The 13,665-nt window shown below is 73.3% G+C and carries 14 protein-coding genes; 8 read left to right on the top strand and 6 right to left on the bottom strand.

Translation table 11 applies throughout. From position 1 onward, the window contains the following. Window positions 1-309 precede the first annotated feature (309 nt). The 6 genes from ACH4D3_RS06190 to ACH4D3_RS06165 all read left to right on the top strand — a co-directional run bounded on the left by ACH4D3_RS06190 (window position 310) and on the right by ACH4D3_RS06165 (window position 5,841). Window positions 310-1,938 carry an ATP-binding protein gene (locus tag ACH4D3_RS06190; protein WP_398316923.1) on the top strand — a complete coding sequence of 543 codons (1,629 nt, stop codon included), beginning with the start codon at window positions 310-312 and terminating at the stop codon, window positions 1,936-1,938. Between the two features lie 2 nt (window positions 1,939-1,940). After that, window positions 1,941-2,363, top strand: coding sequence for a roadblock/LC7 domain-containing protein (locus ACH4D3_RS06185; RefSeq protein ID WP_398316920.1), 423 nt, complete (start codon window positions 1,941-1,943; stop codon window positions 2,361-2,363). Then, window positions 2,360-2,713, top strand: coding sequence for a DUF742 domain-containing protein (locus tag ACH4D3_RS06180; RefSeq protein ID WP_087809117.1), 354 nt, complete (start codon window positions 2,360-2,362; stop codon window positions 2,711-2,713). Before ACH4D3_RS06185 ends, ACH4D3_RS06180 begins: the two co-directional genes overlap by 4 nt. Before the next feature lie 103 nt (window positions 2,714-2,816). Further along, on the top strand, window positions 2,817-3,365 hold the full coding sequence (locus ACH4D3_RS06175) for an ATP/GTP-binding protein (protein ID WP_109033076.1): 549 nt from the start codon (window positions 2,817-2,819) through the stop codon (window positions 3,363-3,365). Continuing rightward, the gene (locus ACH4D3_RS06170; protein WP_398316917.1) at window positions 3,362-4,594 is read left to right on the top strand and encodes a cytochrome P450; all 1,233 of its coding nucleotides are present in this window, start codon (window positions 3,362-3,364) and stop codon (window positions 4,592-4,594) included. The genes ACH4D3_RS06175 and ACH4D3_RS06170 overlap by 4 nt, the downstream gene beginning before the upstream one ends. Window positions 4,595-4,617: 23 nt before the next feature. After that, window positions 4,618-5,841, top strand: a complete 1,224-nt coding sequence (locus ACH4D3_RS06165; RefSeq protein ID WP_398316914.1) for a cytochrome P450 — start codon at window positions 4,618-4,620, stop codon at window positions 5,839-5,841. A gap of 79 nt (window positions 5,842-5,920) precedes the next feature. Here the strand turns inward: ACH4D3_RS06165 and ACH4D3_RS06160 are convergent, their stop codons facing one another. Together ACH4D3_RS06160 and ACH4D3_RS06155 are read right to left on the bottom strand one after the other, a co-directional pair. After that, window positions 5,921-6,394, bottom strand: a complete 474-nt coding sequence (locus ACH4D3_RS06160) for a carboxymuconolactone decarboxylase family protein (protein WP_398316911.1) — start codon at window positions 6,392-6,394, stop codon at window positions 5,921-5,923. A 102-nt stretch (window positions 6,395-6,496) separates the two neighbouring features. Beyond that, entirely contained in the window at window positions 6,497-7,381 is an 885-nt protein-coding gene (locus ACH4D3_RS06155) for an alpha/beta fold hydrolase (protein WP_398316908.1), read from the bottom strand. Between the two features lie 151 nt (window positions 7,382-7,532). Here ACH4D3_RS06155 and ACH4D3_RS06150 point away from each other — a divergent pair, with 151 nt between their 5' ends. Continuing rightward, window positions 7,533-7,835 carry a hypothetical protein gene (locus ACH4D3_RS06150; RefSeq protein ID WP_398316905.1) on the top strand — a complete coding sequence of 101 codons (303 nt, stop codon included), beginning with the start codon at window positions 7,533-7,535 and terminating at the stop codon, window positions 7,833-7,835. A gap of 15 nt (window positions 7,836-7,850) precedes the next feature. Here the strand turns inward: ACH4D3_RS06150 and ACH4D3_RS06145 are convergent, their stop codons facing one another. From ACH4D3_RS06145 to ACH4D3_RS06135, 3 genes are read right to left on the bottom strand one after another with little or no spacing between them, the layout of a single operon-like run. Then, the gene (locus ACH4D3_RS06145; RefSeq protein ID WP_003975921.1) at window positions 7,851-8,210 is read right to left on the bottom strand and encodes a VOC family protein; all 360 of its coding nucleotides are present in this window, start codon (window positions 8,208-8,210) and stop codon (window positions 7,851-7,853) included. Between the two features lie 46 nt (window positions 8,211-8,256). Next, a complete protein-coding gene (locus ACH4D3_RS06140) occupies window positions 8,257-9,837 on the bottom strand; it encodes an MFS transporter (RefSeq protein ID WP_398316902.1) in 1,581 nt (526 codons plus the stop codon). A 29-nt stretch (window positions 9,838-9,866) separates the two neighbouring features. Then, on the bottom strand, window positions 9,867-11,219 hold the full coding sequence (locus ACH4D3_RS06135; protein ID WP_398316899.1) for a DUF445 domain-containing protein: 1,353 nt from the start codon (window positions 11,217-11,219) through the stop codon (window positions 9,867-9,869). A 198-nt stretch (window positions 11,220-11,417) separates the two neighbouring features. Here ACH4D3_RS06135 and ACH4D3_RS06130 point away from each other — a divergent pair, with 198 nt between their 5' ends. Beyond that, the gene (locus ACH4D3_RS06130; RefSeq protein WP_398316896.1) at window positions 11,418-12,782 is read left to right on the top strand and encodes an SGNH/GDSL hydrolase family protein; all 1,365 of its coding nucleotides are present in this window, start codon (window positions 11,418-11,420) and stop codon (window positions 12,780-12,782) included. A gap of 29 nt (window positions 12,783-12,811) precedes the next feature. Here the strand turns inward: ACH4D3_RS06130 and ACH4D3_RS06125 are convergent, their stop codons facing one another. Continuing rightward, window positions 12,812-13,648: a DUF1707 domain-containing protein gene (locus ACH4D3_RS06125; protein ID WP_398316893.1), complete on the bottom strand. Its 837-nt coding sequence runs from the start codon at window positions 13,646-13,648 to the stop codon at window positions 12,812-12,814. Window positions 13,649-13,665: the final 17 nt, after the last annotated feature.

The raw sequence follows: 13,665 nt of genomic DNA, 5'->3' as shown, positions 1-13,665 counted from the left end.
GGATACGGGAGTTCGAGGCGCCTCGGGACGCGCGGTCCCGCTCCGTCTCGAGTCCGCGTCATCGGTGCCCCCTGCTCGTACCGGCCCTCGTACCGGCCCTCGCGTGTTCCCGGGAGATCCATGTCGTGCGCCTTCGCCGTCGACCGCGTCGCTGCCGACTCCGCGGCACGGGACGACCGTGACAGACACCGGTCCGCTCCGGCCTGTTGAGAGCCCGGTCGTCATCGGGCCGGCCGGCGCCCCGCCCTGCGCGCCGGCCCGCCTCGGCCACCTCGCCCACACCGACGGCTTCCGATCCGTGAGGACCTGATGACTGAACTGATAGTGACCGCCACCGCCGTGCTGGCGGTGGCCGGAGCCGGGGCCGCGTGGTACTTCCGGCGCCAGGCCGGGCAGGCCCGGCGCCGTGGCGAGCAGCTGCGCGAGCACGCCGACCGGCTGACCCTGCAACTCGTCGCGGCGGAGCAGTGCGTGGGCCACCTCGCGGCCACCGTGATCCCGGCGGCGGCGAAGGGCGGTCCCGGCGGCGCGGGCGCCGAGGGCGGTCTGCTCGTGCCGGCGCAGTTGGACGGGACCCCGCTCGCCGAGCGGCTGCGTGCCGTGCCCGGCGCGGTGGCCTCGGCGGTGGGCGACGTACGGGCCGAGGAGCGGGCGGCCGCCGAACGGGCCGCGGTGCACGCCGCCGAGCGGGTGCGGCAGGACACCGAGCGGCAGATCGCCCAGGCCCGCCGCGAGTCCGTCGGCGTGGCCCGGGCCGCCGTGCGCGGCTTCGCCAACAACGTCGTGGCCCGCTCCGCGCGGCTCGGCCGTGCCGTCAGCCAGGGCGTACGGCGGCACATCTCGGACGAGGCGTACGCGACGCTCGTGGAGATCGACCACCTCACGCAGCAGATGCTGCTCACCGCGTCGGGGTACTCCGTGCTCGCCGGGGACAAGCTGTCCCGGCGCTGGCCCGCCACCACGCTGACCGACATCGTGCGGGCGGCCATGGGCCGGATCGAGGGGTACGAGCGGATCAAGCACCCCGAGATGGGTTCGGTGGTGGTCGAGGGCCGCGCCGTGGAGGCGGTCGTGCACGCGCTCGCCGTACTGCTGGACAACGCGCTGCGCTACTCGCCGCCCGCCGCCAGTGTCCACGTCTCGCTGGAACAGGGGCACCACGCGTGCTTCCTGATCGTGGACGACGCGGGACTGCGCATGGACGACGAGCGGCTGCTGTGGGCCAGCGACGTGATGTCCGGCGAACAGCGCGACGACATCACGCGCCTGGGCGCCCACCCCCAGACCGGGCTGCGCGTCGCCTCCCTGCTGGCGGAGAACTACGGCTTCCGCGTCGAGCTGACCGCGCCCAACATCTACCAGGGGACCCGGGCCATGGTGGTCCTGCCGAAGAACCTGATCGTCGACCCCGCGCTGGCCCAGCCGGTACCGAGGCCTGCCGCCCAGGCGGCTCAGACGCCACCGGCGGCCCCGGCGGCTCAGGCGGCCCCGGCGGCTCCGATGGCCTCATCGGACCAGGCCGCCCCGGTGACCCCGGCGGCCCCGGCCGTGCCCGCGGCGTCTCCCGTTGCGGCTGCCGCTCCCGGCGCCGCCGTCGCGCCCGTCGCGCCCGGCGAGCCCGGCGAGCCCGTCGCTCCGCCGATGACCGCGCCCGCCGCCGGGATCGCGCCCGAGCCGGCCGCCGCCGCGGGCACCCCCTCGACCACCACCGCCAGCGGTCTGACCGTCCGCAGGCGCTCCACCGCGCCCGCCCCCGCCCGGCGCCCGGCGGCCCCCGAGGACACCGAGCCCGGCCGTCCCACCGTCGCCGCCGCGTGGGCGGCGGGCAGCCGTCGCGGACGGGAGGGCGAGCAGCCCTCCTCGACGGAGGCCGGCGCCACCCACACCGCCGCCCGCACCACCACCCCCCACGACGCCGCTGACGACGAAGGACACTGATCGTGCAAGACACACACACCAACAGCCTGGGCTGGCTGCTGGACCAGGAACTCGGCAGCGTCGAAGGCGTCCGGTACGCCGTGCTGATGAGCAGCGACGGACTGCTGAAGGCCCGCACGCAGACGATCGGCCAGGACGACGGGGAGAAGTTCGCCGCGCTGACGGCGGCGCTGCGCGCGGCGGGCAAGGCCTGGGACGAGTTCACCGGCGGCGCGGGGATGCGGCAGCTGCTGATCGAGTCGGTCGGCTGCATCGGTCTGACGACGACCGCCGCGAAGAACACCATGCTGTCGGTGTGCACGACCGGCCCCGACGCCGACGTCGGGCTGATCTCGCACCACATGGTGCGGCTCGCCACCCGGGTGGGACACGAGCTGGCCACGGAGGAGCGCGTGCCGGTCGCGGACGGCGGCCAACCGGTATGAGCGGGCCGCGGCGCGATCCCGACATGGTCCGGCCCTACGTCCGCACCCAGGGCCGGATCCGCGCGCGCGAGGATGTGCGCCTGGAGAGCGTGGTCATCGCCGCGACCGGCCCCACGGACACCCTCGGCCCGGACGCCCGCCGGGTGATGCGGCTGTTCGCCGGCGCGGACGGCGGCCTGGCCGTCGCCGACATCGCCGCCGCGCTGGAGCTGCCGCCCTCCACGGTGCGCATCCTCGTCTCCTCGCTGATGGACTCCGGCCACCTCTCCAGCCCGGTCGCCGCGATCGACGACCAGCCCGACTTCGACCTGCTGCAGGAGGTACTCCGTGGACTTCGCTCCCTCGTCTGACCGGGCCCACCGGCCCGACCGGACCGACGGGACCGACCGGCCCGACGGGACCGACCGGTCCGTCACCTACGTCCCGGCCACGGTGACCCGGTCCGCCAAGATCGTGGTCGCGGGCGGCTTCGGCGTCGGCAAGACGACGCTGATCGGCAGCGTCTCGGAGGTACGGCCGCTGCGCATGGAGGAGCCGATCACGCAGGCCAGCGCCGGAGTGGACGATCTGCGCGGCACCCCGCACAAGACGACGACCACCGTCGCGATGGACTTCGGCCGCATCCACCTGGCCGGCGGACGGCTCGCGCTGTACCTGTTCGGGCTGCCGGGGCAGTCCCGCTTCCAGCCGCTGTGGGAGGACCTGGCCGAGGGCGCCCTGGGCTGCCTCGTCCTGGCCGACACCCGCGACCTCGACGCCTCCCACGACGCCCTCGGTCTGCTGGACGGCGCGGGCATCCCGTACGCCGTCGCCATCAACACCTTTCCCGGGTCCCCGGGTTACCCCGAGGCGGAGCTGCGCGAGGCGCTGGCCCTGGAACCGGCCACGCCGCTGACGTACTGCGACGCCCGCGACCGCACCTCCTCCCTGCACGCCCTGATCACGCTCACGGAGTACCTCTCCGAGCACCGTTCAGCCGCCCTCCTGGAGTCCCGCCGATGACGTTGCCCTCCACCGAGACCGCGCCGGCGAACGGGCCGGGCCGGATCGCCCTGTACGCACCGGAGTTCGCCGCCGACCCGCACGCCGCCTACCGGAGCATGCGCCGCACCCACGGTCCGCTCGTCCCCGTCGACCTGGCGCCCGGCGTCCCCGCGACCCTGGTGATCGGCTACTACCAGGCCCGCCGCATCCTGAACGACCCGCTGCACTTCCCGGCCGACCCCCGCGCCTGGGAGAAGCTGATCCCGGCGACCTGCCCGGTGCGGCCGATGATGGAGTGGCGGCCCAACGCGCTGCGCTCGGGCGGCGCCGAGCACGCCCGCTACCGGTCCGCGAACACCCACGCCATCGACCAGGTGGACCAGCACGGGCTGCGCGCCCTCGTCGAGCAGGTCGCCTCCGACGCCGTCGACGGGTTCCGCGCCGCCGGCTCGGCGGACCTGCTCACCCAGTACTCCTTCCCCATCGCCTTCCGCGTGCTCAGCGCACTGCTCGGCTGCCCGGACGAGATCGGGCAGCGCATCGCCGACGGCATGGCGAAGATCTTCGACACCACCAACGCCGAGCAGGGCAACCTGATCCTCGCGCAGGCCGTGTCCGACCTCGTGACCCTGCGCCGGACCCACCCCGGTGACGACATCACCTCCCGGCTGACCCTCCACCCGGTCGGGCTGACCGACGAGGAGATGAGCCATCAGCTCGTCACGCTCTACGGCGCCGGGATCGAACCCATGACCAACCTGATCAGCAACACGATCCTGAAGATCCTCACCGACGAGGAGTTCTCCGCGGACCTGCACGCCGGGCTCTCCACGGTGCGCGACGCGCTCGACGCCGTCCTCTACACCGACCCGCCGATGGCGAACTACTGCATCTCCTATCCCCCGTATCCCGTCGACGTGGAGGGCGTGCTGCTGCCGGCCGACCAGCCGGTGGTGATCTCGATGTCGGCCGCGAACAACGACCCGGCCCTCACGGAGGGCGTGCCCCCGGGACAGCACGGCGGCAACCGCGCCCACCTGGCCTGGAGCACCGGTCCGCACACCTGCCCCGCCCGCTCGCACGCCTACCTCATCGCCGAGACCGCGGTCACCCACCTCCTGGACGCGCTCCCCGAGACGGACCTCGCCCGCCCCGCGACCGAACTGACCTGGCGGCCCGGCCCGTTCCACCGCGCCCTCGAATCCCTGCCCGTCACCTTCCCCGCCGCGCAGCCCGCCGCGCAGTGAGCCCCACAGTAAGGAGCCAGGCCATGGCGACCCAGCAGCCCGCCCTCGTCCTCGACCCCACCGGCGCCGACCACCACGCCGAGCACCGCACCCTGCGGGAGGGCGGCCCGGCCACCTGGGTGGACGTCCTCGGGGTGCAGGCCTGGTCGGTCAGCGACCCCGCCCTCCTCAAGCGACTGCTCACCAGCCCCGACGTCTCCAAGGACGCCCGGGCGCACTGGCCCGCCTTCGGCGAGGTCGTCGGCACCTGGCCGCTGGCCCTGTGGGTGGCGGTGGAGAACATGTTCACCGCGTACGGGCCCGATCACCGCAAGCTGCGCCGGCTGGTGGCGCCCGCCTTCAGCGCCCGTCGCGTCGACGCGATGCGGCCGGCCGTCGAGGCGATGGTGACCGGTCTCGTCGACCGGCTCGCGCAACTGCCCGCCGGTGAGCCGGTGGACCTGCGGCAGGAGCTGGCCTACCCGCTGCCCATAGCGGTGATCGGGCACCTCATGGGCGTGCCCGAGGAGCAGCGGCCGGACTTCCGGGCCGTCGTGGACGGCGTCTTCGACACCACCCTGGACCAGGCCGAGGCACACGCCAACACCGCGCGCCTGTACGAGGTCCTGGACCAGCTCATCGCGACCAAGTCCGCCGACCCGGGCGACGACACGACGTCCCTGCTCATCGCCGCACGCGACGACGAGGACGGCGCCCGCCTCTCCCCCGACGAGCTGCGCGACACCCTGCTGCTGATGATCAGTGCCGGGTACGAGACCACCGTCAACGTCATCGACCAGGCGGTGCACACCCTGCTGACCCGCCCCGACCAGCTCGCGCTGGTCCGCAAGGGCGAGGTCACCTGGGCGGACGTGGTGGAGGAGACGCTGCGCCACGAACCGGCGGTCAAGCATCTGCCGCTGCGGTACGCGGTCACCGACATCGCCCTGCCGGACGGGCGGACCATCGCCCGCGGGGAGCCGATCCTCGCCTCGTACGCCGCCGCCAACCGCCATCCGGACTGGCACGAGGACGCCGACACCTTCGACGCGACCCGCACCGTCAAGGAGCACCTGGCCTTCGGCCACGGCGTCCACTTCTGCCTGGGCGCACCGCTGGCCCGCATGGAGGTGACCCTCGCGCTGGAGAGTCTCTTCGGCCGCTTCCCGGACGTCCGCCTCGCCGCTCCGGCCGAGGAGCTGCCGCCCGTGCCCTCCCTGATCAGCAACGGCCACCAGCGGCTCCCGGTCCTGCTGCACGCCGGCTGAGCGGCGGGCGACGGGACCGGGCGGGCAGGCGGGACGACGGCCGCGCAGGCGCCGGGACGACGGCCGAGGGGTGCCGGCTTCAGCCGAACATCCCCGGCTCGTAGTCGCCGGCCGGCTGCTGGATGATGACGTTCAGGCGGTTGTAGGTGTTGATGACGGCGATCAGCCCGACCAGGGCGGTGAGCTGCTCCTCGTCGTAGTGCTTCGCCGCGTTCGCCCAGGCCTCGTCGGTGACGCCGCCGGAGGCGTCGGCGAGGCGGGTGCCCTGCTCGGTCAGTTCGAGGGCGGCGCGCTCCGCGTCGGTGAACACCTTGGCTTCCCGCCAGGCGGCGATCAGGTTGAGGCGCAGCGAGGTCTCCCCCGCCTTCGCGGCGTCCTTGGTGTGCATGTCGAGACAGGCGCCGCAGCCGTTGATCTGGCTGGCGCGGATCTTGACCAGTTCCTGGGTCGCGGCCGGCAGCGCCGAGTCGGTGACGGCCTTGCCGGCGGAGTTGATGTGCCGCAGCAGCTTGCCGGCGAGCGGGTTGGTGAACAGGTTGAGACGCGCTTCCATGGTGGACTCCCTCATCGTTGTTCCGTCGGTCGTACACAGCTACGACGGACGCCGGCGGGGCGATGTGACAGGCCGGGTCACGGTCCACTTGTGACCTGCGTCTCACCCGTTCGCAGTCGTGCGTTCCAGCAGTCGGCCCAGTGCCCGGGTCACGGCGGCCGGGCGTTCGTCCATCACCCAGTGGCCCGCGTCGTCCAGCATCGTCAGCTCGGCGCGGGGCACCGACCCGGCCAGCTCGGTCGCGATCGCCGGGCTCAGGTACGGGTCCGCGCGGCCCCAGACGACGGCCGTCGGGCAGGTGATGCCGGACAGCCCCCGGCGCAGCCCGGGGCGGGCCGGGGTGCGGTACTGGCCGAAGTAGTGGAGCAGCCAGCGGCGGCCCTCGGGCGCGGCCATCCAGTCGAGGTAGCCGTCCAGGACGTGGGCGTCGAGATGGCCGGCGCGCACGAGCGGCGCGAGGAAACGGCGGTGCAGGGCGGCGTACGGCAGGTGCCGTGCCGGGCGGCTGAGCAGGGGGCTGCGTCCGACGAGGCCGGTCAGGCTGAACACGGCGTACCAGCGGCGGGTGAAGGTGCCGTGCGCGCGCGTGTTGAGGAGCGCCAGCCTGCGCACCCGGCCCGGATAGTGCTGGGTGAAGCCGAGCGAGAGGAAGCCGCCGTAGTCGTGGCCGACCAGGTTCACCGAGTCCAGGTCCAGTGCGTCGAGGAGCCGGCCGACCCGGGCGACCTCCGTGTCGTAGTCGAAGGACAGGTGCAGGGGGCGGTCGGAGGCGCCCCAGCCGAGGAGGTCCGGGGTGATGACCCGGTGCCGGGCCGACAGGGGCGGGACCTGGTGGCGCCAGCACCGGTGGTCGGCGGGGTAGCCGTGCAGGAGGACCACCGGTTCGGCGTCGGGTGGCCCCGACTCCCAGCAGGCGACGCGGGCGCCGTCCACGGTGACCGTCCGGGGGCGGGGCGGGTCGTAGGTGCGGGGGCGCTGCGCGGTCATCGTTCTCCTCCGGGTGCTCGTCCCCCCAACGGAGCGGATACCCGGAAAGTGTCGCGGTCAGGGCTCGGTGTTCGGCCGAAAGGGGCGGGGATTAGCCTCGGTTTCGACAAGTCGGTGCGCCGGAACGGGTCCGGCGGGGCAGGAGGCAGAGATGGCGAGGGTTCCCAGCGCGGTGGTCGCCGCGGGTGGCCTGGTGGGCGGGTACGGCGTGGCCCGCTGGACGAAGAAGCGGCAGCTCGGCGGGGCCGTGCTCGCCGTCGCCGGGGCCGCCGCCGCGCAGCAGTGGCGGACCCGGGCCGGCGGGAAGGCCGCGGGTGCGCTGACGGCGGCCTACGTCGCCGGTTTCGCGGGGTCGCACCCGCTGGCCAAGAAGGTGGGCGCCTGGCCCGCCGTGTTCGGGGTCGCGGGCGCCGTGGCGCTGGCCTCGTGGGCGGTCGCCGACCGGCGCTCCTGAGCCCGGTGGCACCGGTCAGGCGTGGTGGGTGAGTACGTTGATCACCCGGCCGTTCGGGTCCCGTACGAAGAAGCGCCGTACGCCCCACTCCTCGTCCTGCGGCTCCCGGACGATCTCCGCGCCCGACGCGACCACCTGGGCGTAGACCGCGTCGACGTCCTCGACCTCCACGCTCAGGTCGGGGACGACGGGCGCCGTGCGCTCCTCGGTGAAGAGGCTGATCTGGGCGGTGGGGTTGGACGGGGAGGCCAGGGTCGTCACCCAGCCCATGTCCATGACCTCCTCGAATCCGAGCAGGCCGTAGAACTCGCGGCTCGTGTTCCACTGGCCCTCGGCCTCGACATGGATGTTGGGGACGATTCTGCGGATGCTCATCGGGTCTCCTCGACGTCGGTGCCCCATCGGGCCGGCGTGCGTGACGCTACGCGGTCTTCGCGCCGGGGTCCGGCGTTCCCGGCGCGTCCGGTGCCGCCGTCGACAGCGGCTCCGCGATGTCCTCCAGCGAGCGGCGCTCCGCCTTCACCGCCAGGAACGCCGCGACCAGACCGGCCGCGCACATCAGCCCGGCGCCGATCTGGAAGGCCAGGACCGTGTCGCCGACCACGCCGGACTCGGTCAGGTCGGCGAAGAGCAGCGGGCCGCTGATGCCGCCGGCGGCGGTGCCGAGGGCGTAGAAGAAGGCGATGGCCATGGCGCGGGTCTCCATCGGGAAGATCTCGGAGACCGTCAGGTAGGCGCTGGAGGCTCCGGCCGAGGCGAAGAACAGCACCACGCACCAGCAGGCCGTCATGGTCGTCGCCGTGAGCGAGCCCCGGTCGAAGAGCCAGGCGGTGCCGAAGAGCAGGACGCCGGAGAGCAGATAGGTGCTGGAGATCATGATCCGGCGGCCGACGGTGTCGAAGAGGTGGCCGAGCACCAGGGGGCCGCAGAAGTTGCCCGCGGCGATGACGGCGAAGTAGTAGCCGGTGCTGCCGGTCGGCACGTCGAAGAAGGTGATGAGGATGGTGCCGAAGCCGAAGGTGATCGCGTTGTACAGGAAGGCCTGGCCGATGAAGAGGGACAGGCCGAGGACCGCGCGGCGCGGGTAGCGGCCGAAGACGGTCTTGGCGATCAGGCCGAAGCCGATGGACTTGCGCTGGTGGATGGTGATCTCACCGGCCGGCGGCGGCAGCTTCTCGCCCTTCTCCCGCTCGATCTCCCGTTCGACCGAGGAGACGAGGGCGTCCGCCTTCTCGCCCTGGCCGTGGATGAACTGCCAGCGCGGGCTCTCCGGGACGTGCCGCCGCACCAGCAGCACCACCAGGCCCAGGACCACACCGAGGGCGAAGCTGAGCCGCCAGCCGACGTCCTTGGCGAAGATGTCGGTGTCCAGCATGACGATGGACAGCAGGGCGCCGCCGATCGCGCCGAGCCAGTAGCTGCCGTTGATGATGAGGTCGACCCGGCCCCGGTAGTGGGAGGGGATCAGCTCGTCGATCGCGGAGTTGATCGCCGCGTACTCGCCGCCGATGCCGAAGCCGGTGAGGAAGCGGAAGAGGAAGAACCACCAGGACTCGAAGGAGACCGCGGTCAGCGCGGTGGCCGCCAGATAGACCACCAGCGTGATCATGAACAGCTTCTTGCGGCCGTGCCGGTCGGTCAGCCAGCCGAAGAACAGGGCGCCGGAGCAGGCCCCGGCCACGTACAGGGCGGCGGCCAGGCCGGTGATCTGGGCGGAGCCGATGTCCAGGCCGCTGCCGTCCTCGGCGATGCGTCCGGCGACGTTGCCGACGATCGTGACTTCCAGGCCGTCGAGGATCCAGACGGTGCCCAGGCCGATCACGATCATCCAGTGCCAGCGCGACCAGGGCAGCCGGTCCAGGCGGGCCGGGACGGCCGTGGTGACGGTCCCCGTGGAGGCGGGCACCGGGCCCGACGGGTCCGGCCGCTCCGGCGGGTCCGGCGGGTCCGGCGGGTCCGGCGAGTCCGGCGGGTCCGGCGAGTCCGGCGAGTCTCCTGTCATGGCGTGAGGGGTGCCCGCGGGGGCCGGGGCTACGCCCCCAGAATGCGGGAGACCGTGTAGATCAGCAGCCCGGCCAGTGAGCCGACCACCGTGCCGTTGATGCGGATGAACTGGAGGTCGCGGCCGATGTTCGCCTCGATCTTCTTCGTGGTGTGCTCGGCGTCCCAGCCCGCCACGGTGTCGGTGATCAGCGAGGTGATCTCCTTGCGGTAGGTGGTCACCACGTACACCGCGGCGCCCTCCACCCAGCCGTCGACCTTGGCCTGCACCTTGGCGTCGGAGGCCATCCGGGCACCCAGGGAGAGCAGCGAGGCGCGCACCCTGAGCCGCAGCTCGCTGCGCTCGTCCTCCGCCGCCGAGACGATCATGGACCGGACGGCCGTCCAGGCGGACGCGATCAGGTCCTGGACCTCGCCGCGGCCCAGCACCTCGGTCTTCAGCCGCTCCACCCGCGCGCGGGTCTCCGTGTCGGACTGGAGGTCGGCGGCGAAGTCGGTGAGGAAGCGGTCGAGGGCGCCGCGCGCCGGGTGGGCGGGCATGTCGCGCATCTCGGTGACGAAGCGCAGCAGCTCCTTGTAGACCCGGTCGCCGATCTTCCGGTCGACGAACCGGGGGGTCCAGCCGGGCGCCCCGCCCTGTACGGCGTCCATCACGGAGTCGCCGTGCAGGATCAGCCAGTCGTGGGCGCGGGAGACGATCAGGTCGACGGCGCGCTTGTGACCGCCGTCGGAGACGACCCGGTCCAGCATCTTGCCGATGCCGGGGGCGATCTCCTGGGCGTCGGCCCGGCGCGTGATCGCCTCGCCGACCACGGCCTGGACGTCGGAGTCGCGCAGCACGGTCAGGGCCCCGCGCAGGGCCGCGGACAGCTCGGCCGTCACCCGGTCGGCGTGTTCGGGCACGGCGAGCCAGGCGCCGAGGCGGCTGCCGATGCCGGCGGCGCGCAGCCGCTGGCGCACGACGGCCTCGGAGAGGAAGTTCTCCCCGACGAACTCGCCCAGCGAGACGCCCAGCTGGTCCTTCTTCTTCGGGATGATCGCGGTGTGCGGGATGGGGATGCCGAGCGGGTGGCGGAAGAGGGCGGTGACCGCGAACCAGTCGGCGAGCGCGCCGACCATGCCGGCCTCGGCGGCGGCCGACACATAGCCCGCCCAGGCGCCCGCGCCCCGGTGCGAGGCCCACTCGGCCAGGACGTAGACCAGGGCGACGAAGAGCAGCAGGCCGGTGGCGGTGAGCTTCATCCGCCGCACGCCGCGGCGCTTGACCTCGTCGGCGGGGCTGAAGGACGTCATCGCGCGGTCGCGCACCGCACCCCCGCCCCCGCCCCCGGAACCACCCGTAGCCCCCGCGCCTTCGGGAAGTTCCGCCTTCGTGCGTTCCATCCGCTCCACCGTTCGCTGATACGTCCCTCACACATTGTCCCTTCCTGACCGACTCCCGGAACGGAACACAAGTTCCCGGCGTCTGTCCGGGAGGGGGAACGCCCGCGGCTTCTGCGGCCTTTCCTCCGCCCATGACGCATCATGGGTTCATCGGACCGGAGCCTCGGGGCTCCCCTCGCCCGAGGAGAACAGCACAGCATGACCCGGGGTCGTGACGGGGGTGCGGGGGCGCCCCCCACCAAGCACCGTGCCCTGCTCGCGGCGATCGTCACCCTGATAGTGGCGATCTCCGCGGCCATATACGCCGGAGCGTCCGCGGACGACGGCACCAGGGACCACGCGCTGCAGGCCGGAGGCCGTCTCCCGCGAGGTGACGCCGCCCCCGCGTCCACGGGTGCCTGGGTGGGCGCCTGGGCCACCGCACCGGCCGCGGCCGAGCCGGGCACCGAGACGACCGGCATGGCGGGCCGCTCCGTGCGCAACGTCGTGCACACCTCGGTCGGCGGCACCAGCGCGCGGATCACCCTGTCGAACCTGTACGGGCAGTCGCCGCTGACCGTCACCCACGCCTCGATCGCGCTGGCGGCGGGGCCCGACACGGCGGCCGCGATCGCCGACACCATGCGCCGGCTCACCTTCGGCGGCAGCGCCCGGGTGATCATCCCGGCGGGCGGCCAGGTGATGAGCGACACCGCCCGCATCGCCATCCCCTACGGGGCGAACGTCCTGGTCACCACGTACTCGCCCATCCCGTCCGGGCCGGTGACCTACCACCCGCAGGCCCAGCAGACCAGCTACCTGGCCGACGGCGACCGCACGGCGGACGTCACCGCCGTCGCGTACACCACCCCCACGCCGTACTGGCGCTACCTGACCGCCCTCGACGTGCTGAGCCACGAGGCCGACGGCACGGTCGTGGCGTTCGGCGACTCCATCACCGACGGCGCCCGCTCCGAGAGCGACGCCAACCACCGCTGGACCGACGTCCTCGCCGCACGCCTGCACGAGGCGGCGGCCGACGGCCGGAACACGCCCCGCTACAGCGTCGTCAACGAGGGCATCAGCGGCAACCGGCTCCTGACCAGCAGGCCGGGGCGGCCGGCCGACAACCCGAGCGGACTGAGCCGGTTCCAGCGGGACGTGCTGGAACGCACCAACGTCAAGGCCGTCGTCGTCGTCCTCGGCGTCAACGACATCCTGCACAGCCCGGAACTCGCCGACCGCGACGCCGTCCTCACCGGCCTGCGCACCCTCGTCGACCAGGCGCACGCCCGGGGGCTGCGGGTCGTCGGTGCCACGATCACGCCGTTCGGCGGCTACGGCGGCTACACCGAGGCCCGCGAGGCGATGCGGCAGGAGATCAACGAGGAGATCCGCTCCGGCCGAATCTTCGACGCCGTCGTCGACTTCGACAAGGCCCTGCGCGACCCCTACGACCCGCGCCGGATGCGCTCCGACTACGACAGCGGCGACCACCTGCACCCCGGCGACAAGGGGTACGCGCGCATGGGCCAGGTCATCGACCTGGCCACGCTGAAGGGCGCGGCACCGGTCAAGGCGTAGCGGACCGGCCGGGGCGCGGGGGGCGGCGCTCAGGTGTCCCGGCGCCGCTCGCGCTCGCGTTCCAGCTCCCGCTCGCGGCTGCCGCCGTGCAGGTCGTGCAGACCGTCCAGGCCGTGGCTGTCGTGGCCGTCGTGGCGGGAGGCGTCCAGCTCCGGCCGGCCCGAGCCGCGCTCCAGCCGCTGCCGCTCCTTCTCCTGGCGGCGCTCCAGCTTCTCCTGGCGGCGCTCCTCCTTCAGCCGCTGCCGCTCGGCCCGCGTCACCTTGCGCTCGACGCCGACTCCGCCCCAGAAGGCGAAGCCCGTCACGATCACGCGCGGGGCGCCCCGGTCCCCGGGGACACCCTCCTCGCTGTGGTCGAAGCCGCCCATGATGCCGATGCCGCGCACGACCACCTCGACGCCCGGCGGCACCACCACGTTCACCCCGCCCATGATCGCGACGCAGTTGAGCACGATCTCGCCCGCCGCGAAGTCCGCCTCGCGCAGGTCGATCTCCCCGCCGCCCCAGAACGCGAACGAATTGAACCGCCTCGGCACCGTCCAGCGCCCCTTGCGCTGGAAGCCGGACATCACGGCGACCGCCCAGGTCGACGAGCCCTCGCCGCCGGTGATCCGCCCCGCCCAGCCCCCGTCCCGCTCGGGCTCCTTGGTCATCGACACCCGCGGCGCCGCGGCCACCTCGCCGACCGGCAGGTCCCGGGTGATCGGCGCCAGGTCCCCGTACGTCCGCGCGCTGTAGGTGGCGTCCAGCCGCTCCTCGAACTCGGCCATGTCCAGGCGCCCCTCGGCGAGGGCGTCGCGCAGGACCTCGGCGACTCGTTCACGGTCGGCGTCGGAGGCGCGGAGTTCCGGGGCGTCGTCGGTCATGTACAGCAGCCTACGAG

Source organism: Streptomyces sp. NPDC018026 (assembly GCF_044327745.1).
GTDB classification, from domain to species: domain Bacteria; phylum Actinomycetota; class Actinomycetes; order Streptomycetales; family Streptomycetaceae; genus Streptomyces; species Streptomyces rubrogriseus.
Note: the sequence above shows the minus strand (reverse complement) of the source record. Positions and strands in the feature narration are given on the sequence as shown.

Excerpts from the sequence above, each read along its gene's own strand:
- ACH4D3_RS06190 (WP_398316923.1), top strand. The coding sequence starts at position 310 with ATGACTGAACTGATAGTGACCGCCACCGCCGTGCTGGCGGTGGCCGGA.
- ACH4D3_RS06180 (WP_087809117.1), top strand. The coding sequence starts at position 2,360 with ATGAGCGGGCCGCGGCGCGATCCCGACATGGTCCGGCCCTACGTCCGC.
- ACH4D3_RS06170 (WP_398316917.1), top strand. The coding sequence starts at position 3,362 with ATGACGTTGCCCTCCACCGAGACCGCGCCGGCGAACGGGCCGGGCCGG.
- ACH4D3_RS06165 (WP_398316914.1), top strand. The coding sequence starts at position 4,618 with ATGGCGACCCAGCAGCCCGCCCTCGTCCTCGACCCCACCGGCGCCGAC.
- ACH4D3_RS06160 (WP_398316911.1), bottom strand. The coding sequence starts at position 6,394 with ATGGAAGCGCGTCTCAACCTGTTCACCAACCCGCTCGCCGGCAAGCTG.
- ACH4D3_RS06155 (WP_398316908.1), bottom strand. The coding sequence starts at position 7,381 with ATGACCGCGCAGCGCCCCCGCACCTACGACCCGCCCCGCCCCCGGACG.
- ACH4D3_RS06150 (WP_398316905.1), top strand. The coding sequence starts at position 7,533 with ATGGCGAGGGTTCCCAGCGCGGTGGTCGCCGCGGGTGGCCTGGTGGGC.
- ACH4D3_RS06145 (WP_003975921.1), bottom strand. The coding sequence starts at position 8,210 with ATGAGCATCCGCAGAATCGTCCCCAACATCCATGTCGAGGCCGAGGGC.
- ACH4D3_RS06140 (WP_398316902.1), bottom strand. The coding sequence starts at position 9,837 with ATGACAGGAGACTCGCCGGACTCGCCGGACCCGCCGGACTCGCCGGAC.
- ACH4D3_RS06135 (WP_398316899.1), bottom strand. The coding sequence starts at position 11,219 with ATGGAACGCACGAAGGCGGAACTTCCCGAAGGCGCGGGGGCTACGGGT.
- ACH4D3_RS06130 (WP_398316896.1), top strand. The coding sequence starts at position 11,418 with ATGACCCGGGGTCGTGACGGGGGTGCGGGGGCGCCCCCCACCAAGCAC.
- ACH4D3_RS06125 (WP_398316893.1), bottom strand. The coding sequence starts at position 13,648 with ATGACCGACGACGCCCCGGAACTCCGCGCCTCCGACGCCGACCGTGAA.